24 protein-coding genes and 2 pseudogenes are annotated in these 25,163 nt (G+C 70.0%); 21 read left to right on the forward strand and 5 right to left on the reverse strand.

All coding sequences use genetic code 11. From position 1 onward, the window contains the following. Positions 1 to 287: 287 nt before the first annotated feature. The 3 genes and pseudogenes from Prum_RS32525 to Prum_RS32535 form a co-directional block, all read right to left on the reverse strand. Positions 288 to 656: pseudogene (locus Prum_RS32525) on the reverse strand (PCC domain-containing protein). A 3-nt stretch (positions 657 to 659) separates the two neighbouring features. Continuing rightward, a complete protein-coding gene (locus Prum_RS32530; RefSeq protein ID WP_173079925.1) occupies positions 660 to 1,196 on the reverse strand; it encodes a flavoprotein in 537 nt (178 codons plus the stop codon). Between the two features lies 1 nt (position 1,197). Then, complete coding sequence (locus Prum_RS32535; protein ID WP_173079926.1) at positions 1,198 to 2,529, reverse strand: helix-turn-helix domain-containing protein; 1,332 nt, start codon at positions 2,527 to 2,529, stop codon at positions 1,198 to 1,200. A 319-nt stretch (positions 2,530 to 2,848) separates the two neighbouring features. Here Prum_RS32535 and tmk point away from each other — a divergent pair, with 319 nt between their 5' ends. Next, complete coding sequence (tmk, locus tag Prum_RS32540) at positions 2,849 to 3,502, forward strand: dTMP kinase (protein WP_173079927.1); 654 nt, start codon at positions 2,849 to 2,851, stop codon at positions 3,500 to 3,502. Positions 3,503 to 3,613: 111 nt separating this feature from the next. Here the strand turns inward: tmk and Prum_RS32545 are convergent, their stop codons facing one another. Both Prum_RS32545 and Prum_RS32550 read right to left on the reverse strand, forming a co-directional pair. Then, positions 3,614 to 3,895, reverse strand: a complete 282-nt coding sequence (locus Prum_RS32545; protein ID WP_173079928.1) for a hypothetical protein — start codon at positions 3,893 to 3,895, stop codon at positions 3,614 to 3,616. A 69-nt stretch (positions 3,896 to 3,964) separates the two neighbouring features. Next, positions 3,965 to 4,243, reverse strand: coding sequence for a hypothetical protein (locus tag Prum_RS32550; protein WP_173079929.1), 279 nt, complete (start codon positions 4,241 to 4,243; stop codon positions 3,965 to 3,967). Positions 4,244 to 5,463: 1,220 nt separating this feature from the next. On the opposite strand from Prum_RS32550, the gene Prum_RS32555 reads away from it, so the two are divergent. The 20 genes and pseudogenes from Prum_RS32555 to Prum_RS32645 all read left to right on the forward strand — a co-directional run bounded on the left by Prum_RS32555 (position 5,464) and on the right by Prum_RS32645 (position 24,882). Further along, a complete protein-coding gene (locus Prum_RS32555) occupies positions 5,464 to 6,180 on the forward strand; it encodes a hypothetical protein (RefSeq protein ID WP_173079930.1) in 717 nt (238 codons plus the stop codon). A gap of 180 nt (positions 6,181 to 6,360) precedes the next feature. Then, positions 6,361 to 7,152, forward strand: coding sequence for a GPP34 family phosphoprotein (locus tag Prum_RS32560; RefSeq protein ID WP_173079931.1), 792 nt, complete (start codon positions 6,361 to 6,363; stop codon positions 7,150 to 7,152). An 80-nt stretch (positions 7,153 to 7,232) separates the two neighbouring features. Further along, positions 7,233 to 8,366 carry an APC family permease gene (locus tag Prum_RS32565; protein WP_246278236.1) on the forward strand — a complete coding sequence of 378 codons (1,134 nt, stop codon included), beginning with the start codon at positions 7,233 to 7,235 and terminating at the stop codon, positions 8,364 to 8,366. An 86-nt stretch (positions 8,367 to 8,452) separates the two neighbouring features. Continuing rightward, positions 8,453 to 8,680 (forward strand): hypothetical protein, encoded by a 228-nt coding sequence (locus Prum_RS52255; protein ID WP_246278237.1) that lies wholly within the window; start codon positions 8,453 to 8,455, stop codon positions 8,678 to 8,680. Positions 8,681 to 8,694: 14 nt separating this feature from the next. Then, complete coding sequence (locus Prum_RS32570) at positions 8,695 to 9,297, forward strand: GNAT family N-acetyltransferase (RefSeq protein WP_173079932.1); 603 nt, start codon at positions 8,695 to 8,697, stop codon at positions 9,295 to 9,297. 640 nt (positions 9,298 to 9,937) lie between these two features. Further along, a complete protein-coding gene (locus tag Prum_RS32575; protein WP_173079933.1) occupies positions 9,938 to 10,333 on the forward strand; it encodes a hypothetical protein in 396 nt (131 codons plus the stop codon). Between the two features lie 43 nt (positions 10,334 to 10,376). Further along, positions 10,377 to 11,426 (forward strand): hypothetical protein, encoded by a 1,050-nt coding sequence (locus tag Prum_RS32580; RefSeq protein ID WP_173079934.1) that lies wholly within the window; start codon positions 10,377 to 10,379, stop codon positions 11,424 to 11,426. Beyond that, positions 11,423 to 12,271, forward strand: coding sequence for an endonuclease/exonuclease/phosphatase family protein (locus Prum_RS32585; RefSeq protein WP_173079935.1), 849 nt, complete (start codon positions 11,423 to 11,425; stop codon positions 12,269 to 12,271). The genes Prum_RS32580 and Prum_RS32585 overlap by 4 nt, the downstream gene beginning before the upstream one ends. A 35-nt stretch (positions 12,272 to 12,306) precedes the next feature. Then, the gene (locus tag Prum_RS32590; protein WP_173079936.1) at positions 12,307 to 13,638 is read left to right on the forward strand and encodes a hypothetical protein; all 1,332 of its coding nucleotides are present in this window, start codon (positions 12,307 to 12,309) and stop codon (positions 13,636 to 13,638) included. After that, complete coding sequence (locus Prum_RS32595; protein ID WP_173079937.1) at positions 13,635 to 15,896, forward strand: tetratricopeptide repeat protein; 2,262 nt, start codon at positions 13,635 to 13,637, stop codon at positions 15,894 to 15,896. The genes Prum_RS32590 and Prum_RS32595 overlap by 4 nt, the downstream gene beginning before the upstream one ends. Next, a complete protein-coding gene (locus Prum_RS32600; RefSeq protein WP_173079938.1) occupies positions 15,893 to 16,135 on the forward strand; it encodes a hypothetical protein in 243 nt (80 codons plus the stop codon). Before Prum_RS32595 ends, Prum_RS32600 begins: the two co-directional genes overlap by 4 nt. A gap of 44 nt (positions 16,136 to 16,179) precedes the next feature. Further along, positions 16,180 to 16,836 carry a hypothetical protein gene (locus Prum_RS32605; protein ID WP_173079939.1) on the forward strand — a complete coding sequence of 219 codons (657 nt, stop codon included), beginning with the start codon at positions 16,180 to 16,182 and terminating at the stop codon, positions 16,834 to 16,836. Positions 16,837 to 16,911: 75 nt separating this feature from the next. Then, a complete protein-coding gene (locus Prum_RS32610) occupies positions 16,912 to 17,892 on the forward strand; it encodes a hypothetical protein (protein ID WP_173079940.1) in 981 nt (326 codons plus the stop codon). A 385-nt stretch (positions 17,893 to 18,277) separates the two neighbouring features. Next, positions 18,278 to 19,084, forward strand: a complete 807-nt coding sequence (locus tag Prum_RS32615) for an SAM-dependent methyltransferase (protein ID WP_218577433.1) — start codon at positions 18,278 to 18,280, stop codon at positions 19,082 to 19,084. A gap of 94 nt (positions 19,085 to 19,178) precedes the next feature. Then, a complete protein-coding gene (locus Prum_RS32620) occupies positions 19,179 to 19,460 on the forward strand; it encodes a hypothetical protein (protein ID WP_173079942.1) in 282 nt (93 codons plus the stop codon). Beyond that, complete coding sequence (locus tag Prum_RS32625; protein ID WP_173079943.1) at positions 19,457 to 20,212, forward strand: tetratricopeptide repeat protein; 756 nt, start codon at positions 19,457 to 19,459, stop codon at positions 20,210 to 20,212. Before Prum_RS32620 ends, Prum_RS32625 begins: the two co-directional genes overlap by 4 nt. 71 nt (positions 20,213 to 20,283) lie before the next feature. After that, entirely contained in the window at positions 20,284 to 21,195 is a 912-nt protein-coding gene (locus Prum_RS32630) for a helix-turn-helix domain-containing protein (protein WP_173079944.1), read from the forward strand. A 627-nt stretch (positions 21,196 to 21,822) separates the two neighbouring features. Then, positions 21,823 to 22,656 (forward strand): SAM-dependent methyltransferase, encoded by an 834-nt coding sequence (locus tag Prum_RS32635; RefSeq protein WP_173079945.1) that lies wholly within the window; start codon positions 21,823 to 21,825, stop codon positions 22,654 to 22,656. A 973-nt stretch (positions 22,657 to 23,629) separates the two neighbouring features. Next, positions 23,630 to 23,977, forward strand: a pseudogene (locus Prum_RS55285) (IS110 family transposase); the annotation flags it as partial. 116 nt (positions 23,978 to 24,093) lie between these two features. Then, entirely contained in the window at positions 24,094 to 24,882 is a 789-nt protein-coding gene (locus Prum_RS32645) for a transposase (RefSeq protein WP_246278238.1), read from the forward strand. Positions 24,883 to 25,163: the final 281 nt, after the last annotated feature.

Consider the following 25,163-nt stretch of genomic DNA (forward strand, 5'->3'; position numbering starts at 1 on the left):
CGTCGCGGTTGCCGCCTAGCGTGGCCTGTGCGGGTCCGCCGGACTCGTAACGGGGGCGTCAGCCGCTGCCGCTGGTGGCGACCAGAGCACGCGGTCGTGGTCGTCGAGGACGACGGCCGAGGCGGTGAGGTGGCAAATGTCTGCCACGGGGTGGGCTCCGCTGGCTCGCAGGCGACCGGGTTGTCATCACCCTAGGCTGAGGGGTGGCTGCGGCCGAGCCGCCGGAACGGCGGACGCCGCGTGGCGTCACCGGTTCGGGTTGGGTCCACCGGGCTGTGCGGTCGCATTTAGGCGCCGAAGCGCAGGAGCGGCATGTCGTAGAGGTCGGGGTTCTGCTGGCGGGTAATGGCGGGTTCGGCGACCTCGATGAGCAGCATCTCGGTCAGGAACTGGACCTGCGCGGTGAGTAGGTGGCTGGTGTGTCCGGTGGCGCTGTGCGCCGTGAGACCGACGGCCACGCCGGCGCGTGCGGGTCGGTGAGCTTCTGGCAGGTGCTCACAGTCGTGACCTCGGAGAAGCCGGCGATGAAGACCGGGATGAATCCTTGCCGGATCTGGTTTGGCGCGGCAGAACTCGCTCTGGGCGGCGAAGAAGTCCTCGCCGTGGTCGAACACAACGGCGAAGTTGCGGCCGACGGCCCGCTGCTGGCTACGCATCGGCTACTGCGCGGGTCGGGTCAACAAGGGCAGCACCGCGGACCAGCGGAACGGCTCGTCGGGTTGGTGTGGGCGGATCGCTTCGGTGGGGGTCAGCGTGGCGCCGCTGTCGCGGAGGAATTCCAGGCTCCGTTGGAACGCGCCGTGAGCTGCGAGGGGTGGTTTGGCGTAGGGGGCCACGACGACGGGCATGCCGAGACCGAGAGCTTCGTTGAGGATGCCGAGGGCGAACGTGTCGCTGATGCCGGCGGCCCATTTGTTGATGGTGTTGAAGGTCGCGGGGACCACGGCGAGGGCGTCCGCCGGTGGCAGGACGTCGGGATCGTCCGGGCGCCGGTGTGTGGAACGGACGGGGTGGCTGGTCTGTTCGGCAAGCGCCTGCGGGTCGATCCACGACACCGCCTCGGGCGTGGCGATCACGCAGACCGTCCAGCCGTTCTGCTGGAGTAGGTCGACCAGTTCGCCGATGGCGCGTGCTGGAGGCGCGGCGCACACCACCAGGTACAGCACCCGATCCGGGCGGTGTGGGGTTGATCCCATGTCAGGTCGCCACCCCGGCCCGTTGCGCGAGCGGGCGAAGCCCTGGCGTTGCTGAGCGTCGTTCGCGGTGGAGTAGGACGGTCAGCAGGTCGCGCGCGCCGATGTTGACGTGCACTGCTTGCGCCGCGACGCGTTCGGCTTCGAGCAGGTGCAGGACGGCGACGGCGTCGCCGTCGCGCTGTTGGGCGTGGGCGGCGGCGAGTTCCACGTGCACCTGGGCCCGGCGTCCTCCGAGGCCGGCTGGAAGACGGCTCAGGTCGAGTTGTTGGCCGATCTTGACCGCCTCGTCGGGTTGCCGCATCGCGACCGCGATCGACAGTTGGTGAATCGCGACGTTGCTCGGCCCGAAGGCGGTCCACATCCGGTTGCCGTCTCGGCCGAGTTGCCTGGCGGTGGCGGTGGCGGCGTCGAGGTAGCCGCGTACGTCGGCGTGGTCACCGCGACGACCTGCGGTAACGGCAGCGAGCAGCAGCAGCGCGCCGCGCGCGGACAGCAGATCGGCGTCGGGCTCGCGGGCTGGCTGTCCGAGGTCGTCGGCGGCGGCGACGGCCAGCGTCTCGGCCTGCGTGGCGGTGCCGGGTAGGCGCAGCAGCGCACAGGCGGTCTGGTAGGTCGACACCGCGCCGAGCGAGAGCGCGCCGGCGAGGTTGGCGGCGGTACCAGCGCGGTCGGCGGCGAGCCAGGCGAGCGCGCCGTCACCGGTCTTGCTGGCCAGCTTCGACGCCGCGAGGTATCCGGCGGCGACCACCCGCAGCGCCCGCTCGCGGTGCCGGCCCGTGGTCGTGTCCGCCAGGCGGTGCGCGTCGTCGAGCACCACCGGCAGCCGGCTGGCGGCGGAGCCGTAGTCGCCGCGCTGGTATACGGCGTGGATGGACGCCGTCGCCGCCCACAGTTCGCGGACGGACCGGCCGGCTGTTGCCGCGTGGCGGACTGGCCGGTAGGAGATCAGCGCCGCGCGGAGCCCGTCGCGTACCGCGTCGAGGGCGCTGTTCGCGCCGCAGCGGTCGCCCGGCGCGACCTGTAGCGGCGATGGGCCGGCGACGCCCGTGCTCGCAGCGGCGCCGGCGGCTTCGCGCCGCTGGTGGGCCTCCAGCTTGCGGAGCTCGTCGTAGCCGCCCACCAGGGCGCCGTCGGCGTGCAGGAGGGTGTCGCAGCGTTCCCAGAAGTCGCGGGTGCCGGCTTGCCGGCCACGTTCGATGTTGGCGACGCTGCTGCGGGAGGTGAACAGTATCCCGGCGAGCGCATGCTGGTTGTGCCCCTCGGCCTGGCGCAGCGCCGCGAGCCGGCCGCCGAGGGCTTGCCTGGCGGCGGCGATGTCTTCCGGGCTGATCATGCTGGTCGCTCCCGTCCGCGAGTGCGATGTCAACGAATTGTCAGTCCTGTCCGTGGTGGCTGTCCGACATGCGGTGCGATGACCTTAACTCGGAGGTGTTCTCGTTCGAGCACTCCGGCGCACCGGGAGGCCCGGCCGGCGCGACCGCGCCATCCGGCCGGGGGTACCCGCCCAGGAAGACCACGGCGATCTCGTCATCGCCAACGCGTGACCCCGCTAGGGCCGGCAAGGAGCACCTGGTGAATCAACCAATCATTGTCGATACTTGTGTCCGTACCCGCTGGGCGCGGACTCCCTCCGAATCTCAGAGCCGTTGGCCGTGGATGGTCGTTCCGGCCGGGCGGCAGGCTCTGCCGCTGCCGCCCGTGTCCGCCGATCGGTCATGACCAGTCTGTTCATCGCGGTCGAGGGCCCACACCGCGTGGGAAAGACCACGATCGCAGGCCTGCTGGCGACTCGCTTGGAGAAGCGCACCAACAAGCGGGTCCACTTGACCAGCGAGCCCACCCAGAGTGCGCTTGGGCGGCTGCTGCGCACGCCGGAGTCCGTGCTGCATGGCCGGCCGCTTGCGCTCGCCGTGGCCGCGGACCGCGCCGCTCACGTCGAGTCGGAGATCATCCCGGCGCTGGATGAATGCCTGCACGTGGTCACCGATCGGTACGTCCAGTCGTCGATGGTCCTGCAGCGGGTTGACGGACTGGACCTTGACGAGATCTGGGCCTACAACCAGTACGTCCTGCCGGCGACGAGCATCTACCTGGAGGACGATCCCGAGGTGATGACCTGCCGGTTGAGGCAGGGCGCGGCGTTGAGCCGGCTGGAGATGGTGGGCAGCCCGCGCCGGGAGTTGGAGCTGTACCGCGAAGCCCGGCAGTTTCTGGCCGGCGAGGACTGGCCGCAGCATGTCATCGACTGCCACGGCAAAGACCCCGACCACATCGTCGGTGCGATTTTCGACAGTCTTCAGCTGTGATCCTCGATCGAGGGTGTGGGATCACTACGTCGGCGATCAGCGAGACAACGACATCGTGGCATCGCGGGCCGCCGGGCTGTGCCCGGTACTGATCCGCCGGGGTCCGTGGGGTCACCTGTGGGCAGACGACCCGGTCACCACCGCCGACGCGTTCGGTGTGATCAGCTTGTTGGGGGAACTGCCGGACCTGCTGCGGCCCGGCAACGGCGAGTTGACGCCGAGGCCCTCGCCGACCCACTGCCCCAACGCCTGCACCTGCGCGTCCTGGCGGAGTCGGCCACGCGTCAGCCCGTCGAGGGTTTCGAGCACCTGCGGGTGATCATGCACATGTTCGGGTGCGATCGCCCGAGCGGTCACCAGCGCGTCACGCGTCTGCTCTGGCGACTCGACCATCGCGAACGCCCTGGCCAGATCGATGTAGAAGTGCGAACGGCGTTCGGCGGGCAGGTCGGCCCGTGGCTGTCAGCGCGCCGCGACGGTGAGCGCGGCGTCGGGATCGCCGCCGGCGACGGCCAACGCGACCTCGTGGATACGCACGGACGCCGGGCCTAAGACGGTGCCCGCGTAGCCACCGTCGGGCAGACCATGCGCCCAGGTGCCGGCCTCCAGCAGATGATCATTGGCCTTCGCGAGCCTGCCGGCCCGCGCGGCCAGGACCGCCGCGCGCATGTGCAACGCGCCGTATGCCGCCGCGGCGCCGTTTCCCGCCTCGGGCTTGAGCCGTTGCGTAGTGCGCTCCAAACATGCCCCGGCCAACCTCGTACTGCCCATTGGCAGAACGTCTCCGCCCGCACGTAGGAGGCCGCGGCGATAGCCCGCTCGTCGCCGGACTCCCGCGCCGCCTCCATCATCAGGCCGATGACGCACGCCGACAGGTCGTAGAAGCCGAACTTGTCCGCCACCGCGTCCGCGGCCCGGTACGCCTGGACGAGCAGACCTGCCACGATGCTCCGGCGCTTTCCGACGGCCGCGTCCAGCGCCCGGTACAGCTCCGGCAGCAGGTGCTTGACCTCGCCCCGGCAGCATAGCGGGCACTTTGCCCGCCCCCTTCGGGTGACGAATGTCGGAGCTTTGTCAACGGTGTGGCCGGGCCCTCGCCGACACTGCGCGACGCGGGTTCCCATCAACGGAAAACGTCGGCGCGCATGCCACCGTGGCAGCCGATCGCTGCCGAACGACGCCTCGATCACCTGATGTACCAGGAACACGAAGCCCGGCATGCGCGAGCGTCGAAAGTCGACGATCCATCGCACAACCAGGCCCGCTAGGAAAGCGACCATCACATGACACCTGACCCAACGTCGCAGGCGCGCCATCGGGGCGGCGATACGGCCCATCTCACCGAGCCTGTAGTGACTGGCGCGACGGTGCCGCCATCCGGCGATCACAAGCTGACCTACCACCAGGCGGCACAGAACTGGAACGATCACCAACCCGATCGGGCCTGGATCGAGTGTGGATTTCACTGGCCCCCGTTGACCATCGGTCGGCCCCGCTGCCGCCTTCGTGAATGCGGGCTGCCGTGGCCGTGCCCTCCTGCCCGGGCGGCCGATGCCTGGCTCTCGCGGTACGAGGCGACGCAGTCGAGCGCGGCAGCGGCCTGATCGACGAGCCGCAGACCAGCGGCTGGCCATCGCGCCAATGCATACGGCCAGGACGGCTGACGGCACGCCCCGTATACGCGACCGCATCGTGTAACCGCGCGTCACGCATTTCTCCGCTCGACCGCAGAAGCCACGGACGGCGAGGCATGGCAGCCACCGATCACCGTCGACTACGCACAGTGGTGTCAATGAATTGTCGGAGCAATGGTCCATGGCTGGCCGACATCACCTTGCGCCGTTTTGAGTCTTAGAGGCATCCGGTCGGCGCGTCAACGGCCGCTCACTTCTTCGGTGGGCGCATGGCGTCCCTTGTCGGCCTCGACTCGCCCCGGCACAGCTGCGCAGGAGGAGGTGTTTGTGACCCTGACCGACCTGGCCGCCCTCGTGCGGGGAACGGCCCGCCGTATCGGCTTCGTGACCGTTCGAGCATCACACCGGCACCCGCCGCGCGGTCCACAGGTGGTTTCCCCGGCCTGCGCCGCAGTGACCTGGACTGGCGCGGACCTCTTGGCGCATGCGGCGCGGCTGCTGTCGCAGACGCCTGGCCGGTACACGCCCAGCGCCATCCACGAGACGCTGTTCGAGCTCGCCCGCGTGCACCGCGGTGACGCCGACAGCGGTGCCGCGCACCGCATGGCGGACGAGGCCGAGGCCCTGCTGGCGGCCTACCTGGTCGACGTCTTCCAGGCGCCCCCATGCACCTCGGTGGCGCAGACGCTGCGGGCCTGGCCGGATCGCCGCGACCACGTCCCGGCCGCAGCCGCCATGACGGCTGCGGCGCGGCACTGGAAGGGGTTCCTGATCGCTCCCCGGCGGTGGCGCTCGCCCCGGGCGCGGTGGTGGCCGGTGAAACCGCATTCGGGCGACGGCTGCCCGGACGACGTGCCGGGCGTTGCCGAAGATCCCTGCGATCCCCGGTCGTTGGACGCCTCCAGCGGCGCCCGGCCGACTGGTGCGCTGACGGCCCGCCAGCCGATGCCCCACTGTCCTGGCGCGCCCGCCACCAACACCCGCCCACGGGCCGAGGACTGGCCGGGCAACCCGCACGTCTCGCCGGCCGGGGACCGCGGGTGAGCGCGGGGAAAGCCAACGAGCCCGCGCCGGTCGCGGCTACGTAACCGCCCACCGCACCCCGGCCGAGATCCACGGGAATTGACCGGACTGGCACAGCTAAAGCCGAGGGTGACCGCAGCCTCGCCCCGTGTGCAGCCCCACCCGGGGACCGACCTCAATGTGTGAGAAAGGGAATCCGTCATGCCGTCAGCGGCGCCAACGTGGCTCACCGACAACCTGTGGCTAGCGGCGCATGACAGCGTCAACGGCAAGCCCCACATCGGTGAGTGGCCCCTGGCGGTCGGGTTGGCCACTGGCCTGCTCGCCGAACTGGTCCACGACCAATACTGCGAGCTGCGGCAGGGCGAACTGTTCCGCACAATCGCTGAACTGCCCGACGATCCGGCACTGGCCCCGCTGCTGATCAAGATGGCCGCCGAAGAGCAGACCTGGCCGACGCCGCCGCCAACGGCACGGATACAGGCACGCGCACCGGTAGCGGCCGAACAGAGCTGGGGCAGGCCGCCTACGGCACCGCGCGGCCGGGCCTGGCCGCCGCCGGCACAGGCGGAAAACCGGCACCGCCAACGCGGCCACGATCTCGGCGAGTGGCTGTCGTACCTGGCCTACGAGAAACGCGCCGAGGAGCGAGTCATCGACCGGCTTTCGCGGACCGGCCTGATCCGGCGCGACGAGCGCCGCAGGCTGCTGGGTGGCACGAAGGTGCGCTACGTGCCGTACGACTCCATCGCCACGGGAACGCCGGCCAACGCGATCAGCGACGCAGTGCAGCGCGACCGTGCCTTGTCCCCGTCTGAACTGCTCCTTGCAGGGCTGTTCCTGGTCACGGGTCTGCACCACTATGCACTGTCCACTCTGACCCCCGCCGAGCGAACCCAACTGACACGGCAGCTCGGAGCGGGCCTGGATCCCATGTCGCGCGAACTGCTCAAAGCCGCGGACGTAGCCGTCGGCGAGGCAGCCATGCGCTAGCACCACCCCCATCCCCTTCTCACCCTTCCGGAGGAACCCACGGTGCCCGCAACATCAACCCCCTCGTAGCGGCGACCAGCGTGTCCAACGCGCTGGCCCGCAACCGACTCGGCCCGTTCGCGATCGGCTCAGCCATCGCCTCATCGGTGGCGCCACTGACCGTCATCACGCTCGTCGTCCCCCTCGCGCTCGCCGCGACCGGCCTGATCGGCTTCCCTATCGCGATCGGTGCCGTCGCCGCGATCCTGATGATCTACGCGGTCGGGTACCTGGCGATGGCCCGGCACATCCCCAACGCCGGCGCCTTCTACGCCTACGTCGCCCACGGCATCGGCCGCCCCTGGGGCGTCGGCACCTCATGGGGCGCACTGCTCACCTATTGCAGCTTCCAACTGTGCTGCTACGGCGCGTTCGGCGCCGCGATCGGTGCCCCGCTGCTGTCTACCTGGGTCGGCTTCGACGTCCCCTGGTACGTCCCGGCCTTCCTCGCATGGATCTTGGTCGGCGTCCTGGGCGCGAACGAAATCAAGCTATCGGGATACGTCCTGGTCTTCCTGGTCATCGCCGAAACGGTCCTGGTCGTGCTCTACAGCGTCGCGATCATGCTGGCCCCCGGCTTCGTCTTCTCTGGCGCCGCGATGTCCGTCAGCGACCTGTCCGGGCCGATGCTCGGTGTCTTCATCGTCCTGGGCGCGACCTCGTTCGCCGGCGTCGAACAGTCCGTGGTCTACATCGAGGAGAGCAAAGACCCCAAGCGCACCATCCCCGTCGCCACATACGTCACCATCGCCACCATCGGCGCGGTCTACATGCTCGCGTCCTGGGTCCAGATCTCCGCCGCCGGCCCGCAGCCCATCGACCGCGCGAGCGCCGAAGGCGCCGACCTGTTCTTCAACGAGGCCGCCGCCGAACTCGGCCAAACCGCCGTGACCGTCGGAAAGATCCTGCTCGGCACCGGCCTGATCGCCGCCCTACTCGCGTTCCACAACGCCATCACCCGCTACACCTTCGCCCTCGGCCGCGAAGGCGTCCTGCCCCGAGTCTTCGGCCGCACCACCATCAAAGGCGCCCCCCGCAACGCCTCCCTCGCCCAGACGGCACTCGCCTTCGTCGTGCTCACGGCGTACGCCATCGCCGGCTGGGACCCCTCGTCCAACTGTTCTACTGGGGCAGCACCACCGGCGGCCTCGGCGTCCTGCTTCTCTACACCCTGACCAGCATCGCCGTCATCGGCTTCTTCGCCCGCAACGCGCGCGGCGAGAACCTGTGGCAACGGCTCATCGCGCCGCTCATCGCGACCGTGATCCTGCTCGGCGTCACCTACCTCGCCGTGGACAACCTCGCCGCCATGTACGGCGTCGAGGCCGGCACCGGCCCCGCACGCGTCGCACCCATCGCCTACCTGGTGATCTTCGCGGCCGGTACCGCCTGGGGCCTGATCCTCAAACGCACCAAGCCGACTGTCTACGAAGGCATCGGACGCGGCACCCGCAGCGCCACCGCCTCCGGCCTCTCCACCATCCTCTAACCGAAAGGCAACCGATGACCACCACCCCGGCCCTACGCACCGCCAGCGAGGACGACATCGACCACGTCGCCGACCTGATCGCCGACTCGTTCGACCACATCGACGTCATCCACTTCCTCGTACCCGACCCGGACCGACGCCGCCCGGTCACCCGGGACTGGTACCGCCTATACGTCGCGCACGCCATCGGCGGCGCCGGCCAGGTCGTCATGACCACCGACGCCGCCGGCGCCGCGGTCTGGTTCGACCGCACCAACGGCGCCAGCGAACCCGAGGACTACGACAAACGCCTGGCCGACCTCGCCGGCGAACACCTCGGCCGCTTCCAGCACCTCGACCGGCAGATGGAAGCCAACCACCCCACCGACCCGCACTGGCACCTGCTGTTCCTCGCCGTGCACCCCAACCGCTGGAGCCAGAGCCTCGGCAGCGCCCTCATGAACCACACCCACGCCCGCCTCGATGCCCAGGGCATCCCCGCCTACCTGGAAGCCACCAGCGAACAGAACCGCAACCTGTACCAGCGCCACGGCTACACCGACATGAACCCACCGGTCATCGAGGTGTCCGACGACGCCCACCTCTACCGCATGTGGCGCCCCACGCAGAACCACTGACACCCGCGGCAACCCGCGTGAGCGCCGCAGCCGACTACGTCATCACCTCGCTGACCGAGCTTGCCGACCTGATCAGACCAGCTTTTGCCCCCAGGACAGCCCCGAAGTAACGACGCTCACCAAACAGGCCCTCATTCATGGGGCTTCGGCCGAGTCCGCACCCCTTTCACCGTCCACAGGAGACCATCGATGAGCACGACGGCCCCGATTCGCAGCAGCGATCAGGAGGTGGCCAAGTGACCGCCGCCTCCGACCGACTATTACCCGAGCCGACCCCACCACGCCGACGGTCCAGGGCCGTGAGCGCCGCAGCGGCGACGGTGACTCTCGTGTTGGTCTTCGGCGTGGTCGGCGGCATAGCCGTGGCCCACACCCGCACCGACAGCCCGGCAGCGCCCATGGATGCCGCTGCGACCTCTACCTCGGCCATCACCGCCGGCCTGACCTCACCTAGCCAACACCGAGGCCGCCCGCCGAGCATCCCCGACCCGGCGGGCGGGCCGGGGCCGAAGGCGCGCAGCGCGAGCGACACCCGTTCACCCGCCTCCGAACGAGCAGTCGCACCCGCAAACCGTGCTGCGCCCTTCGGCCCCGGCCATCACCACCACCAGCCCACAACCCGTATCGAGGGACGAACTTCATGAGCAGCGCAGGACCTGGCACCACCTCCCGCGACGGCCACCCCGGCGTCGCGCCGCTGTTGGCGCCCAGCGTGGCGGGTCGGGCAGTGATGGCTACCCCACCCGCACCGCCGACCACCCCACCGCAGGCATCACCGACCATGCCGCCAATCACCACGCAGGCGCAGGCGCTGGGGCCAACGCCGAGATGGCCGCTACTGGCTAACCGCGCCGCAGGGCTGGCGCTCATCCTCGGCTGCGCCGCAGCCGGTGTCACCATCACGTTCACCTGGCCAGGGCCGGTGGACACGGCCTGGACCCTCCTGATCGCCTCCTGCCTGGCCGGCTGGGGCACCTACATCCTCTCGATCCCCACCGGCCTGCGCGGTCTTGGCAGCGCCGTACATCCGGCATAGGCCGACCTCCCTTTTGTCCGATCACCACAGAAGGCCATACACCGTGACCACCCCCGTGAATCCCGAGATCGACCAGCCTGTGACAACCCTCGCCGACCGCGGCACAGAAGTACCGACCGACGACGCGACGCGCGAGGTCGGCACCTCGCGCCGCCGAGCCCGGTGGACCGCGCTCGGTGCGGTGGCCGCGACCCTCGTCGTGCTGCTCACGGCGGCGGTCGTTTCGCTGCCGTGGCGCGACGGCGAGTCAGGAGCGCCCGTGCCGGTGACGGCCGACGAGCCCTCGGCCGCGGCCGGGCCGCCGTCCGCGAAGGCGGACCTGGACCGGTTCGCGAACAACATCGTGGCATCGCCGTTCGAGGCCCGCAAGGCGGTCTACGAGTACACCGACATCCGGGTCTGGGAAGCCGACCCGCAGGCGCTGTCCGCGACCGGCCCGGTCGACACGGTCACGGTCACCGTCTCCGTGCGGCGCATCAAGCACTGGACCAACACGGTCGACTCGGGCCGAATGTTTGCCGTCGATGAGGCCAAAGGCTGCCCAGCGGAAACCGATGACACGTGGACCGCGAGGGAGGCGGGGCCGTGGGACGGTCCGCTGTCCAGTGATCCCGACGCGGTCCGCCGTCAACTTCTCGGCCCGCCACCCAACAGCGGGATCGACCTGTTCGGCCAGATCGCGCAACTCTATGGCGCCCGCATCGTGCCCCTGGAAACCCGGCGAGGCATCCTGCGGATGCTGGCCCGGCAGCCGAACATCACCGTGCACCAAGACGTCTCCGATCAGAACGGACGGACCGGCATTGCGGTCGTCACCACCCTGTCCTCGCCGGTCCCGCCGAACACGACGCTCCGCAAGACCCTGATCTTCGACCCGGCAACAGGCAACCTGCTCGCCAGCTCAACAACCAACACCGCCGCAGCCGGCACCCCGAGCCCGGATGCCGCCCCGTGGCAGCGCACAGGGTTCCTGAGCTACACCCTGTTCCTCGACCGGGCCCACACCACCGACGTGCGGACTCCAGCACCAGCCTGCACGCCACCCACACCCGCCTACCGGCAGCGGCCGCTGGGGCCTAGGACGACGCCGTGATCACCTTTCTGACCTACAACGCCAAGGACTACCGCCGTCACGACACACCGGACGAGCGGGACCGGCACCGCCTGGTCGAGCAGGTGATCCGCGACGCCGCCCCCGATGTGATCGCGGTTCAGGAACTGCCCGGCCACAGCGACGAGCACGCCGAGAAGGCCGCGTTGTGGCTGGCCGAGGCGACCGGCATGCGGTGCACGCTCGGGCCGGACTACACCGGCCCCGTCGCCGCCACCCCGGGCGGCCACGACGACCTCGGGCTCGGGTTGCTATGGCGGCCCGGTATCTGGGCCACACCGGGCAGCATGCGCATCCACCGCGGCCACCAATGGTGGCATGCGCTGATCAGCGTGGAACTGAACGTCGATGACGGGCACCGGGTCCGGCATGCCTGCTACCACGCACCACCACGCGCCGGTGGGCCGCGCCGCCCGGACGAGGCCACCCTCCTCGCCGACGCCATGACCACCTCGATGGGGTTGGTCGGCGCCGACTGGAACAACCCCTACTACTACGCCGACCGGGACGGTCGGGAACTGGCCTGGCCACAGCCCTGGTGGGACAACCGCGACGACCCCGACATCGCCGTCGCCAACCGGCTCGCCGCCCAAACCCTGTCCCACGCCGGTCTGCACGACCCCGCCGTCGTCCTCGGGCAGCCGAGGTCGATCACGACCGGCCACTGGCCCAGCGAACGCAACGGCCCCCGACCCATCGACGCCATCCTGGCCACCCGCCGCATGCTCGACGCCATCCGCCACACCGTCGTCATCGACACATCCATCGCGCGGGCCGCCTCCGACCACCTACCCGTCGGCGTGCACTACGACCCCGCCGCACCGTGACCCGCCCACCCAGCCTGCCCGAGCCTCGGTCAGCCATGTTAGACCCGGAGGCGGACACCGTGATTGCCGGCGCAGATCCGACCGGTGCTTTGCGTGCGGCGCCCCGCGACGGCACGGACGAGCTGGCCGCCAGCGGCACGCGCAGCGCCGGCAACGGCCTGGTTGCCAGGGCGCGAGGGATCGCGGGCAGCGTGGTCGACGGTTTCGCCGTCGTCGCCTTCTTGGTGTTCGCCGGGCCTGGCCGGCGGGAGGCGCTGCACGCCGACGCGGACCGGATAGCCGAGCAGTGGCGAACCGAGTGGGGACCGTCGGCCGCGCAGTCGGTTGCCGTTTGCCAGCCGGATCGGACACAAGCCGTGACCGGCAACGATGTGGGCCGGCGTGCGCCAGCCCAGACGCGGCAACCGTCCGCCACCCGGCCAGGCGCCGGTAGGAGCAGGCGCGGAACCGGTCGCGGTCGGCTTGGCCGCACCGTCCTGATCGGTCTGGCGATCCTGATCCTGGTGAGTGTTGCCGTGGGTGACGCGGCGACGAGCCCGAGTCGCACGGATGGTGCGCTGTCGCCGCAAGACGGCGAGTTTCTCGGGCACGTCCACGGCTACGGCCTTCCCGACGGCTTTCCGCAGCGGATGGCGACATTTGATGCGCGTCGCTTTTGCAGTGAGCTGACGTTCGAGTACTGGGGGCCGGACGGCGCGTTCTGGCCGGAGGCGGGTCACGCCCACTACTTCGGCCGGTACCGGGACATGCGGGCGATCTGGCTGGCGGCCACCCGCACCTACTGTCGCCCCTTTCAACGTTCCGTGCACGGGGTCTACGAGGAGCGTGGCAAGCCCGTGTACGGCGGAAGCTTTGACGGCGCGAGCGGGCAGCCGCTGCCGTACGACTACCCGGAGGGCGGGCTGTGCCTGTCCCGGTACAACAACTGGGCTGATTTCGGCAAGGTGGATGAGCACCACTCCGGCAACGTCATCGAGCGCCACAGCTCCGATCGAGTAATTCGGATGGGGCAATGGACAACGGGATTGGGATCCACTCGCTCGCGGTTCCCGCATCTGCGGCGGGTCACCGCGGGTGACCTTCCGGCTGCCGTCCCGCTTCCGCTCCTCGGCGCTGGCGCGCCTGCGGTGCAGATCGGGTTGCCATCGATCGCGGTGGGTGACGGGGTACGCCGACGAGATGGCCCCCGATCTCGTTGCCAAACGATCATGCGCGTGGTGGCCCGTGCCCCAGTGAACTCGGCGGGAGTGGCGCTCGAAACCGGTGCCCGCGTGGTGCTCAAACACGTTGCCAAGCACGGATACGGCGACTTCGCCGCCGATCAGGGTCCGAGAACGGCGGTCTACCGTCGGGTGGCTGCCACATGATCGACGAGGCGATGGTCGCCGCGGTTGCTGCCGCGTTGGTGGGTAAGGTCGCCGACGGGCTCACCGAGGCCGGCAGGGCGGCCCTTAAGCGGCTGCGGCGCCGTACCAGTGACGATCCGGCCTCCGCGGTCGTGCTGAGCCGGGCGCAGGGTCACCCAGACCGCGAGGCGGTCGCCGCGTTGCGCGCCGTCCTGCGGCGTGCGGCTGTCGCCGATGAGGCGGTGGCCGGCGAGATTGTCGCGCTGTGGCAGCAGATGCCGGCGCCGCGGCAGCTACCGCCCGCACCGGTCTACTGGGTTGACCGCCTGCGTGAGCTGGCCGCGCTGGAGCAGGTTCTCCGCGACAATGCCCGCCGGCGGGTGGTGCTGCTGACCGGGTTGCCGGGCGTCGGCAAGACGGCACTCGCGGTGCGCTGCGCGATGTCCGTGGCCGGGCTGGTGCCGGATGGGCAGCTTCACGTGGAGTTGGGCGGCGCGAGCCCGAATGGTCCGCTGTCGGCGGGTGACGCGCTGGGCCGGATGTTGCGCTCGCTGGGCGTGCCACCTGAGCGCGTGCCGGCCGCCGTTGAGGAGCAGGCGGGGCTGTGGCGGTCGCTGACCGCGGACCGACGGTTGCTGCTCCTGCTGGACAACGCCGTGTCGGTCGCTCAGGTACGCCCGCTGCTGCCGGCCTCGCCCGGCTGCGTCGTGCTGGTCACCGCCCGCACCCTGCTTGCCGGTCTGGTCGCGGACGGCGCGCAGGTGCTCACCGTGCGGCCGCTGGACGAGGGGTCCGCGGTCGCCTTTCTCGAACGGGTTGTCGGCGATCGGCGGGTGGCCGACGACCCGGCCGCCGCCACCGACCTGGTGCGGGCGTGCGGCGGCGTGCCACTCGCGCTGACTGTGACCGCCGCGCGGCTGGCAATACGTCCACAGTGGCCGATACGTCGGCTGCTCGACGAGTTGGCCCACTGCCGCGGCCGACTGTCCACGTTGTCCATCCGAGCAGACGGAGATGTTTCTATGACTGCCGCCTTCGAGGCGTCATACACCGGGTTGCCGGCGCTGGCAGCCCGCTGCTACCGGCTCCTGGTGCTGCACCCCGGCCCAGACTTCGGGCCAGCCGTCGCGGCAGCGGCGCTACAACTGTCGGGCCAGGAAACGGTGCAGGCGTTGACCATCCTGGTGGACGCGCACCTGCTCGACGAGCTACCCGGCGACCGGTACACCTACCCGAACGCGGTCCGCGACCACGCCGTCCTGCACGCGTCGGACGACCCTGAGCAGGCCGCGACGATCCTGCGGATCATCCAGTGGTACCTGGCCGTCGCGCTGGCCGCGGACCGGATCCTGACCCCGTACCGGCGGCGCACACCGAAGTTCCAGGCCGACCTCCCGCCGGTCCAGGTACAGGGGTTGGCTGGCTGGGATGAGGCGCTGGACTGGCTGGAGTTGGAGCGTGTCAACCTGGTCGAGGCGACCTCGGCCGCGGCGACGTTCTGGCCGGAACTGGCGTTCCGGCTGGCCTACGCGATGTGGCCGCTGTTTCATCTGCGCCGCTACCACCGGGACCGTGAGGTCGTCGACCGCATCGCCGTGGACTGTGCGCAGCGGCTCGGCGACCGCGACTACCAGGCTGCCGCCCTGGCCCGGCACGCGTGGGGTTGCTACGACCGCGGCCGGTTCGACCAGGCGCATCAGCTGTTCGCGCGCAGCCTGGTCCTGGGCGAGGAACTGGCCGACCCACACCAGCTGGCCGCCGCGCTGAACGGGTTGGGTCAGGTGGCTCTGGCGCAACAGTCGCCGCTGAACGCGGTCGGCGTGTTCACCCGGGCGCTGCGGCTGTACCAGCAGGCGGGCGACCGCCGACGCACGGGGCTGGTGCTTGTGAACCTTGGCCGGGCCCAGGCCGGCAAAGGCGAGGTGCAGCGGGCAGTCGACACCCTCACCGAGGCAATCGAGGTGTTCGCCGACCTCGACAGCGCGGACCCGTACAACCACGCCCGTGCCCGCATCGAGTTGGGCCGCGTGTTGACCCACGCTGGCGAGCACCAGCGCGCCGCCGCCGAACTGGACACGGCGCTCTGTCAGATGACCGAACGCGGATCGCCGCGCGGCCAAGCCCTCGCCCGCTGGGCGCTCGGCGAACTGGCCCTGAGCCTGGGCCAGTGTGACAGCGCCGCCGCGAACCTCGTCGAGGCGGTGCGCTTGTTCGAGGAACTCGGCGACCGGGAGGCCGCCGATGCCCGACAGCTCTTCGAATCGATCGAGCGCCGATGAGCGCCGAGAGTGGCCATGCCGGTGTGGAGCCGGACAGCATCGAGCAGACGGCGGCGGCGCTCCTGACGCGGCGCCGTCGGCGGGTCCGCCGGGCGTTCGCCGTCGTGGTGCTTGCCGGGTTGGGGGCCACGCTCGCGGTCACTGCCATGGTCCAGGAGACGGGCCGCACGATCGGGCATCGGCCGTGTTGGCCCCACAACCGGTCGGCGGGTGGGCTGGCCGGTGGCAGGACCCGCTGATCACCGCCGGGCACGACCAACCGGCGCGCGAGCCGCTGCTTGCGTTGGCAGGGACAATCCGCGCCTCGACCATCGACCAGCAACAGGCCGGCTTCGAGTACGCCCATGCACTGCAGTGGGCTGCCGCGGACGGGGTTGCACAGGTGACTCGACGCTCGCTGTGGCGGGCCCCGGATGATTCCGGCCTGCTGGTCGAGCTCGTCGGTCCCGCAGCCGCTCAGCTGACGGCAGAGGCCGACCATTCGCTGCAGAAGGTCACCAGCCGGTTTGCTGCCGGCGGCATGTTCACCGTGGTCGCCGGTGACCTTTCAACGGACCCCGAGCGGTTGTGTGCGCAGCTCGACGCGACCGACGGCGGCCACGCGGCGCAGCGGCTCCACGCAGTCGGGTCGCTGGCCTTCTGGCATCCGCACCTGCTGGCCTCGATCGACGTGCGCCAGGCCCTGTTGACCTGCCTGGCCCGCAGCGGGCTGCTATTCCGCGGCGCTGCCACCGACCGGGCCGGACGAGCCGCGGTCGCTGTCACCGCACAGCACCAAAGCAGCCGGATGACCGCGCTGTTCGATCCCCGCACCGGCCACGTCCTGGCCTTCGAGGACGTCGCCCTGCCCGGAGCCGACCCGACGGACCGGGCCGCGAGTGTCGCCAGCTACTTGCTGATCATCGAACAGGGACGCCGTACCCGCACCCCCGACCTCTGACCCGCCCGCGGCAGATCCGGCCCGCGAAGTTCGCAGCGGCTGCCCGCAAACGCACAGCAGACCTGGAGAGTGTTCGTGAACCACGACGAGGCGTTGACACCACCACCTATCGACCGCGGACGCCGACGGACGGTGGCCATAGCGGTGTCGGTGGCCGCGATCTGTGCTGCCGCCGCGGTCGTGGCCGCGGCAGCCTACCTGCCCGGGCCGGCCCGGCCTGAGGTTCGGTACACCGTCCCGCCAACCGGGCACCCGCAGCAGTCCACCCCCGCCGCGCCGGCACCGGCGTCCGTGGACGCGTGGGCGTCGCGGTCGCCCGCCGGGATGCTGTCGGCTCCAACCCCTACTGTGGACCGGCGGGTGCGCCGGGAACTGCGCTCATTCGCCGACCGGGTCGCCGCCCGCGGGCAGGACGCACCCGGCAGATACGCCTACCTGCAGGTCCGGCAGGACTCCCACGACCCGGACATCCTGCCGGGACACACCGGACCGCTGGGCCGGCACGTGGTGCGCACCCACCGGTGGCGTGGCCCCGGCGGCGAAGGCAGGCAAGTCAGCTTCGAGCTGACCGCCGGCTGCCGGCAGATCAACGCCGACACCAGGTGGAACCGCGACATGCCCGGCTGGGTCGACGAACCACTCGCCGACGACCCGGCCATGCTGCGGCGGCAGCTACCCGGCAGGGCAGGCACGCCCACCGACGTGATCGCCGACCTGGCCGCCCTGCTCGAAAACCACTACGCGAGCACGCCGGTCCGGGCCACGGTCCTGCGGCTGCTGGCCGAAACCCCCGGCCTCCTTCTCGCCCCGACCACGTCAGGTGGCCGCACCACGGTGGCCGTCAGCGCAATGGACGTTGACCTGCCGCAGCCGGACCGCACCGTCCGCTACACCCTGACCTTCGACGCCCGGACCGGACAACCGGTCGCCTACCAAACAGCCTTCCTCGACCCGGGCAGCGTGCCCGCGTACGAGCGGGCCACCACCGAACTCACCCACACCTGGCAGCAGGTCACCCGCACCACATCCACCACCACACCAGCCGTCGGCTGCTAGCCACCTCACCACCAAGAGGGGAACCAACTCCCGTGAGCCACCGACACCGGCCCAGGCACCCCCGGCGCCAACCAGCCGCACACCGCGCCGTCGAACTATTAGAGATGGGAGCCGCCGCCGGGTTGGTCCCGTCTGGTGTGCTCACCGTCCCCAGGTGAGGCCGCTGTCGGTGGCCGTGGCGACGACCGGCCCCCAGGACATGACCGCCCGCCATCTGACCGGCGGCCTCCTGGCCGGCATCGAGCCGCGGTGAGCGTCAACACGGCGGGCCGCGCGCCTGCCAGACCCGCGCGGGCCGCTCGCACCCGTCCAGCAGGCAATTGGACCCTGCGCACGCCATCGTCCGACTTTCCGACGCCCTTCCGCACCCTGACAGACCACGGAGATGCGCCCCATGACAGGTAGCCAGCCACACCCAAACTTTGATGCGCTTGTGCCGCACTCGGCACGATTGTGGAACTACTGGCTCGGCGGCAAGGACAACTTCGCATCAGACCGCGTCGCCGGAGACGAGATCGCCAGGCGCTTTCCGTCCATCATCGACCTTGCCAAAGCCGACCGGGCCTTCCTGCAACGCGTCGTCCGCTACTTCGTCGCCGACCAGGGCATCCGGCAGATCCTCGACATCGGGACCGGCCTGCCCACCGCCGACAACACCCACGAGGTCGCCCAGTCGATCGCCCCCGAGTCCCGGATCGTGTACGTCGACAACGACCCGCTCGTACTCGTGCACGCCCGCGCCCTGCTCACCAGCAACCCCGCAGGCGCCACCGACTACATCGAAGCCGACCTACACAACCCGGACACGATCCTGCGCGACGCGCGCCGCACCCTCGACTTCGACAAACCCATCGCGATCACCCTGCTGGGCGTCGTGCATTTCATCCTCGACGAGGAGGAAGCACAACAAGTGGTGCGACAACTCGCCGCCGCCGTGCCGCCCGGCAGCTACCTGGCCATCGCGCACGGATGCCACGACATCAGGAAAGCCGAGGCGGACGACATCGTCACGTTCTGGAACGAACGCGGCAGGCCGAAGATCGTCTACCGCAGCTCCGCCGAGATCCGACGGTTCTTTGACGGATTGGAACTGCTGCAGCCAGGCGTCGTGCCCTGCACGCGCTGGTGCCCAGGGCCGAAGGATCCCGACATCGACGTCAACCAGTACTGCGGTGTCGTCCGAAAGCCGTAACCCCCCACCGTCAGGCCGGGTCTTGGCGCGTCTAACTGCCCCGACTTCCGCCGCCGTCCCGGAACACCACGAGCCAAGATAGGACACCATCGCGATGTTTGATTGGTTTTTCAACCTCATCGACCGCCGCGCCACGCGGGAACTGCTCGAGACCTGGCAGCCGCTGGCTGCCGCCAGCGCGCGCCGCTGGCAACCAGACCCAGCGGTCAAAGAGGCGATTCTGCGCCAGATCCTCGCCACACCCGGCGACGGCGACACCGCAGCGCACCCCGACCCTGCCGAGCGGGCCGAACCCGCGCCCGGCCGGCCGAAGCGACTTTTCGCGGGCCGGCCCAGCCTGAGCCGTCGCGCACATCAAGGAAGGCAAGGCAGTTGATGGTATTCGAGGTCGACGCCGGCGCGGTCGATTACGCCGCCGTGCTCATCGACGCCGGTCAGAGCGCCGCGGCCAAGGCCGTCTTGGCCGAGGCGCTGCCGCCGAAGCCGCCGGCCGTGCAGGACTCGAACCCGGTCGTGATGCGCGCGGCTGCGCTGTACGCGGTCGTGCTCGGCCGTGACCCAGCTGCGGAGCGGTGGGCCACCCACGCGTTCGAGGTCAGCCAGCGCCTGCCCGAACCGGATGCCCTGCCCGCCCTGGCCGCGCGTGGCGCACTCGCTGGTGTGTTGTATCGCGCCGGCCAACTCGACCGCTGCATCCAGCTTTTCCAAGGCCTGGTCGAAGGACTGCAGCGCCGGGTCGGTCCCGACGGCAGCGCGGCGCTCATCGCCCGCGCCGACCTGGCCCTCGCCCAGCACGTCAACGGCCGATGCGCGGCCGCGCGGACCGAGATGTCCACCGTCCTTGCCGCCTACCGCCGCCATCACCCACACGATCACCGCACCCACGTGCGGATGCTACTGACCCTCGCGCAGATGCAGCGCCGCTGCCAGGCAGACCCCGACGCGGTGCAGAGCTTTGTCGCCGCCGTCACCTTGGCCCACCAGCACCTGCCCACCGGCGACCCGCTGATCCGACAAGCGACGCGCCTGGCCCGCACACCAGGCGGCCCACCGTGCCGGCAATGCCGCGATGGCGCGACCGCCGGCTCATACCTGTACGGCGACGCGGACGGGGGCGTCACCCGATGACCCCCGGCAGCCGCGAGCCCCAGCGCAGCCTCAACTCTTCCGTTTCACGCACATCGTCAACCCCATGTTCCGTGCCAGGCACTCCCCGACCACCCGTGGACGACGAGCAACTACACCCCATCCTGGCCCGGCGCCGGTTGTCCGCAGCGATACGGCAGCTACGCGAGGCCGCGCAGCTGACCCAGGCCGCGGTAGCGGCGCTGCTCGGCTGGTCGGAAACAAAAGTGATCCGGATGGAGACCGGTCACGTCGGCGTGTCGAAGTCCGACCTGACGGTGCTTGCCCACACGTACGGCGTGACCAACCGCGGACAGATCGACGCGCTGGCGGCGTTGGCGGTACGCGGAACCCGGCAGCCGTGGGCCAGCTACCGCGACGTGTACGACGCCGACACGCTGCTGCGCCTCGCCCACGAGGACGCCGCCGGCACCATCCGCCAGTTCGACCACGCCCTGATCCCCGCCATCCTGCGCACCGAGGCGTACGCCCGCGCGGTGCAGTACCGCTTCGCCCCACCAGGTACCCCACCGCATCGGACCGAGCGTCGAATCCAGGCGTGCCTGCGCCAGCAAGCCCTGCACGAACGTCCACACCCGCCAACCATGTCGTACGTGCTGGACCAGGCCGTCATCGACCGGCCGGTCGGCGCCACGCCCGCCGACCTGGACATCACCCTGGCCCAGCTGGAGCACCTCAAACAGATGGCAGCCCACCCACACATCAACGTTCGGATCCTGCCGTACAGCCACGGCCTGCATCTCGGCCTGAGCAGCCCGTACGTCATCTTCGGGTTCGCCGACGACGGTGAGGTCCTGTTCGTCCGCGACGGCCGGCGCCGCCGAACCGACACCGACTCCTGCGAAACCGAGCAGTATCTAGCCGACTTCGTCGCGTTGGAGGCGGCCACCGACCCGTATGACCTCCGCCCCATCGACGCCGCCATAGCCCGGCTGACCACAGCGGCGCACTTGCAGCCCAGCTGACCAAGCCCGGATACCGCGCACGGGCCGCGCCTGCCGGGCCCATCCCATCAGCCACTGCCCGACGCCACACCAGCCGCAGCGTGCCGAGCGACCGCCAATACCCGCCCGCCCCATCGCCATCGCCGTTGTGCTTGAGGCCCCTCAGCGGCGTCCGGTTCGGTCGGTTACACCCGCCGGTCCGCAGACTCCGAGCCGCCCAGCGAGATGGTGGCCTGGTGCCGGATCATCGACCCGCGCGGGCTCAAACCGATCGGCGACACGACACGGCATGGCCGGCCGCGCTCATCGACGTCAATCAGTACTGCGGTGTTGGTTGAAAGCCGTAGCTCGCCACTAGCAGGCCGGGCATCGGGCTGGTGTCCGGCGGCGCTCGCGCGGCCCTCGTAGTCCCTTGCGCGTCGGCCCTCAGCCCATGTTTCATAGCTGGGTCGATGCCACTCGTTGATCGCGACGACGTGGACTGTGGCGAGGTAGCACGTGGTTACCTTGTCGAATCTGGTGGCGACGACGCGGTGGCGTTTGAGGCGGTTGCTGGCTCATCTAGCGGCGTGACGCTGCCTGTATTGCTCGGGGTCGAAGATCGGTGGCTGGACAACGGGCTCAGGACTGACGAAGGGGGAGGCCGTCATGCAGGGTTGGGCAAGAGGCGTCGACACCACGCGTGGATCCGTGGCACGCCTGTATGACTACTATCTGGGCGGAACGCACAATTTCGAAGTCGATCGCGAAATCGCCGCGCAGATCCTTACGCTGCAACCTCTCGCCCCACTGATCGCCAGGGCCAACCGGGCCTGGCTCGGACGAGCGGTGAGCTACCTCGCCCAGCAGGGGATCCGTCAGTTTCTGGACATCGGATCAGGCATCCCAACGAAGGGCAACGTCCATGAGATTGCCCAGGCCGTTGCCGCAGACTCCCGGGTGCTCTATGTGGACACCGATCCGGTGGCCGTCATGCACGGCCACCAGATACTGGACGGCAACGACCTCGCCGACGCCGTCCAAGGCGACCTCCGGGACCCCGGCGAGCTACTCCACCGGATAGACACGGACGACGCTCTGTCCTCGATCATCGACCTGAGCATGCCGACGGCTATCATCCTCGCCTCGGTGGTCCAGTTCGTACAGGACGATACAGCGGCCGCCGCGGCGGTGCGGGCGGTGCGCGAACGCATGGCGCCTGGTAGCTACCTGGCCATGTCTCACCCGACACCTGAAGTCGGTGGTAGCGCTGCCAGCGCTGCAGAGGGCGCGAAGGAATACCGCGAGCGGACCGACTCCGGCTTCCGGCTCCGGCAGCCCGACGAAATCCTTGGGTACTTCGATGGGTTCACGCTCGTGCCGCCTGGGCTGGTGTGGGTGCCCGAATGGCGTCCCGATCACACGGACACGGATCTAGGCCCCTTTGTCGATCACCCATCTCGCTCCGGCATCGTGGCTGGCGTCGGATACAAGGATCTATAGACCGCCAGGGCAACGGGTTTGGAACTGAAGAGGGCCACGCCACTGCGTAGAGCGGCTCGTCGATCGCGCCCACCGTGCCGTCCGGGCGCCAGTGCGGGACCGTCAACTGCTGTGGCCAGTTCCCCGTCAGCAATCACAAACGCGGGCAACAGCCTCGCCGACCCCCCAGAGTCGCTCCACGATGGTCCCCCACCACCTCGGCAGCCTCCACCGGGCTGTAACCGCGACGTAGCAAGGTCAAGATGCGGTTGCGGGTCTTGGCCGGCAGCGGCCCTTTGGGGTCGGCATACACCGCGGTGCGGCGGCGACGCGCGGGCCGGCTTCGGCGGCGTGTTCGGGTCCGGTCGCGGACCACTTGGGCGCATGACCACCCGGGCGGCACGCAGCCACCGCCGCACCGTCGACTCGACGTCGAGCGCCACGCCAACGTGGCGGGTAGTGGCGCCGCCGCGGTAGAGCTCGACGGCCTGGTCCTGCGACGCAATGGGGGCGGTCGGGTCCGACCGGCGCTGGCGCGGGGTGGAGGCGGGCCGGGCTGGACGGCGTTGGGTAGCGCGGGGCATTCGGATCCTCCTGCAAACCTTCTCGTCCAACGTAAACCGCGTTCGGCTGCGCTCTCATCGCACCGGACCCTATTGCGGTGCGACGGACCAGCCTGGTGGCCTCCGTGCGGGGTGGCGATGGGTCCGCCTCTGTGAGTAACATGTGCGGCATCCCGATGCTCCCCACCTTTGTGGGGGTGGCTCATCGGCGGCAGTCCTGTCGGGATGACTGGCCGCTTGGTCCCTGCCATCGCAGGGTTTGCGCGGGTCATTCGCGCCCTGTGTCCATGCTTGCCCTTGGTTTGCCCTGTGTCCGGACGTCGGCGAGATCGTTGGTCGGCCTCGCGTCACCGAGCGACTGCGGTTTCGTCGACACAGGCCGGGCGCCCGCGTCCCTGATGGCAGGTATTCGACCGAGAGGGCCACCACCTATGGAACGGGCGCCAAGGTTTGTAGCCGGGATCGACTGGTCTCACGGCCTGAACGACGTCGCGGTCATCGACCAGGGTGGTTCGACCATCGCGCACGCGCGTTTCGCCGCCACGCCTGCAGGCGTGCGGGAGCTATGCGCGCTGCTGGCCGGCCTGCGGGCCAGCCACACCCACAGCCGCCGGCATGTGCCGGTCGCGATCGAGACGTGTGAGGGCCTATTGGTACATGCACTACGCGAGAAGGGACAGCAGGTTTACCAGATTCCGCCGAATGTCGTGGCGGCGTACCGGCGGCGCGTGTCCCCGGCTCCGCGGAAATCGGACCGGTCCGACGCGGAGTTGCTTGCGCTGATCCTGCGTGAGGGTGGGGGTGGCTGCGTCCGCTGCCCGATGTCAGCTCTGCTGCTGCGTCGATCCGCATCCTGGCCCAGGCTCAACTGCGTGCCCAGGTTGCCCGCGAACGCGTGCAGGCCAGGCTGCGCGCGCTGCTGTGCCAGGCGCACCCGGCGGCGGTCGACGTATGGGCCGGGCTTGACTACGGTCTGCGGCGCCGGGAGGCGCGGGCAGTGCTGGCCGCCGGACCCACTGCCGCGACCGCGCAGCGGCTGACCCCGTATCGCCTCTCGAAGATCCTCGCGGCGGCCGGCCGGACCCGTCTGATCGACGCCGAGGCGTACCGGTTGGCTGAGGCGTTCGCAGTTCCCGTGCTGCGGCTTCCGGCGCCTGTCGAGCAGGCCATGGCCGTCGAGGTACGCACCGTGCTGGACCTGTTCGAGCAAGCCTGCCGGGCCAGCGACCACCTCACTACCCAGCTGACTGACGCGTTCCTCGACCATGGCACGGCTAAGATCTACACCTCTCTTCCCGGGTGCGGGCTCCTGACCGGCGCCAGACTCCTTGCCGAGATCGGCGATGACCCCGCACGATTCGCCACCTCGAAAGGGCTGCGGGCATACGCCGGCGTCGCACCACTGACCTGGGAAAGCGGCTCCAGCCGCCTGGTCACCCATCGGCGGATCTGCGACCGCAGACTCAAGCGAACGGCCATCTTGTGGGCCTTCACGTCGCTGACCCGCTCCCCAGGATGCCGGACGTTGTACGACCGACGGCGCACAGCCGGCGACACCTACGCCGGCGCCCTTCGCCGCGTCGCCGGACGCCTGCTCAGCTGCCTGCACCACTGTCTGGCCACAGGCCAGCAATACGACGAGGCAGCCGCGTTCTCAACGTCCACTGTGGTTCCTGGCGACTGAATGCGGGTTGAAGGCCGGCCGGTACGCCTGAGTCAATCCCGAGCCTCGAGCTCCAACGTGGGAGCGGTGCCCGGCCGGCCCTCCATCCGCATTCAGCACGCTGTGACCCGGATCCACGCGCACCTGGTGACCGTGGCCGGCGCCGCCTCGTGACCGGGCACGCCACCTGCACCGGCCACGGGTGGTGGACAGCGAGTCCGGCAGGGACCGCGAAGAGCCGGGCAACAGCCGGGCCGGTACATGGGATGCGCCCTGTCACGCGTCGCCCGCCAACTGCGGGC

This window comes from Phytohabitans rumicis (assembly GCF_011764445.1).
Classification (GTDB): Bacteria; Actinomycetota; Actinomycetes; order Mycobacteriales; family Micromonosporaceae; genus Phytohabitans; species Phytohabitans rumicis.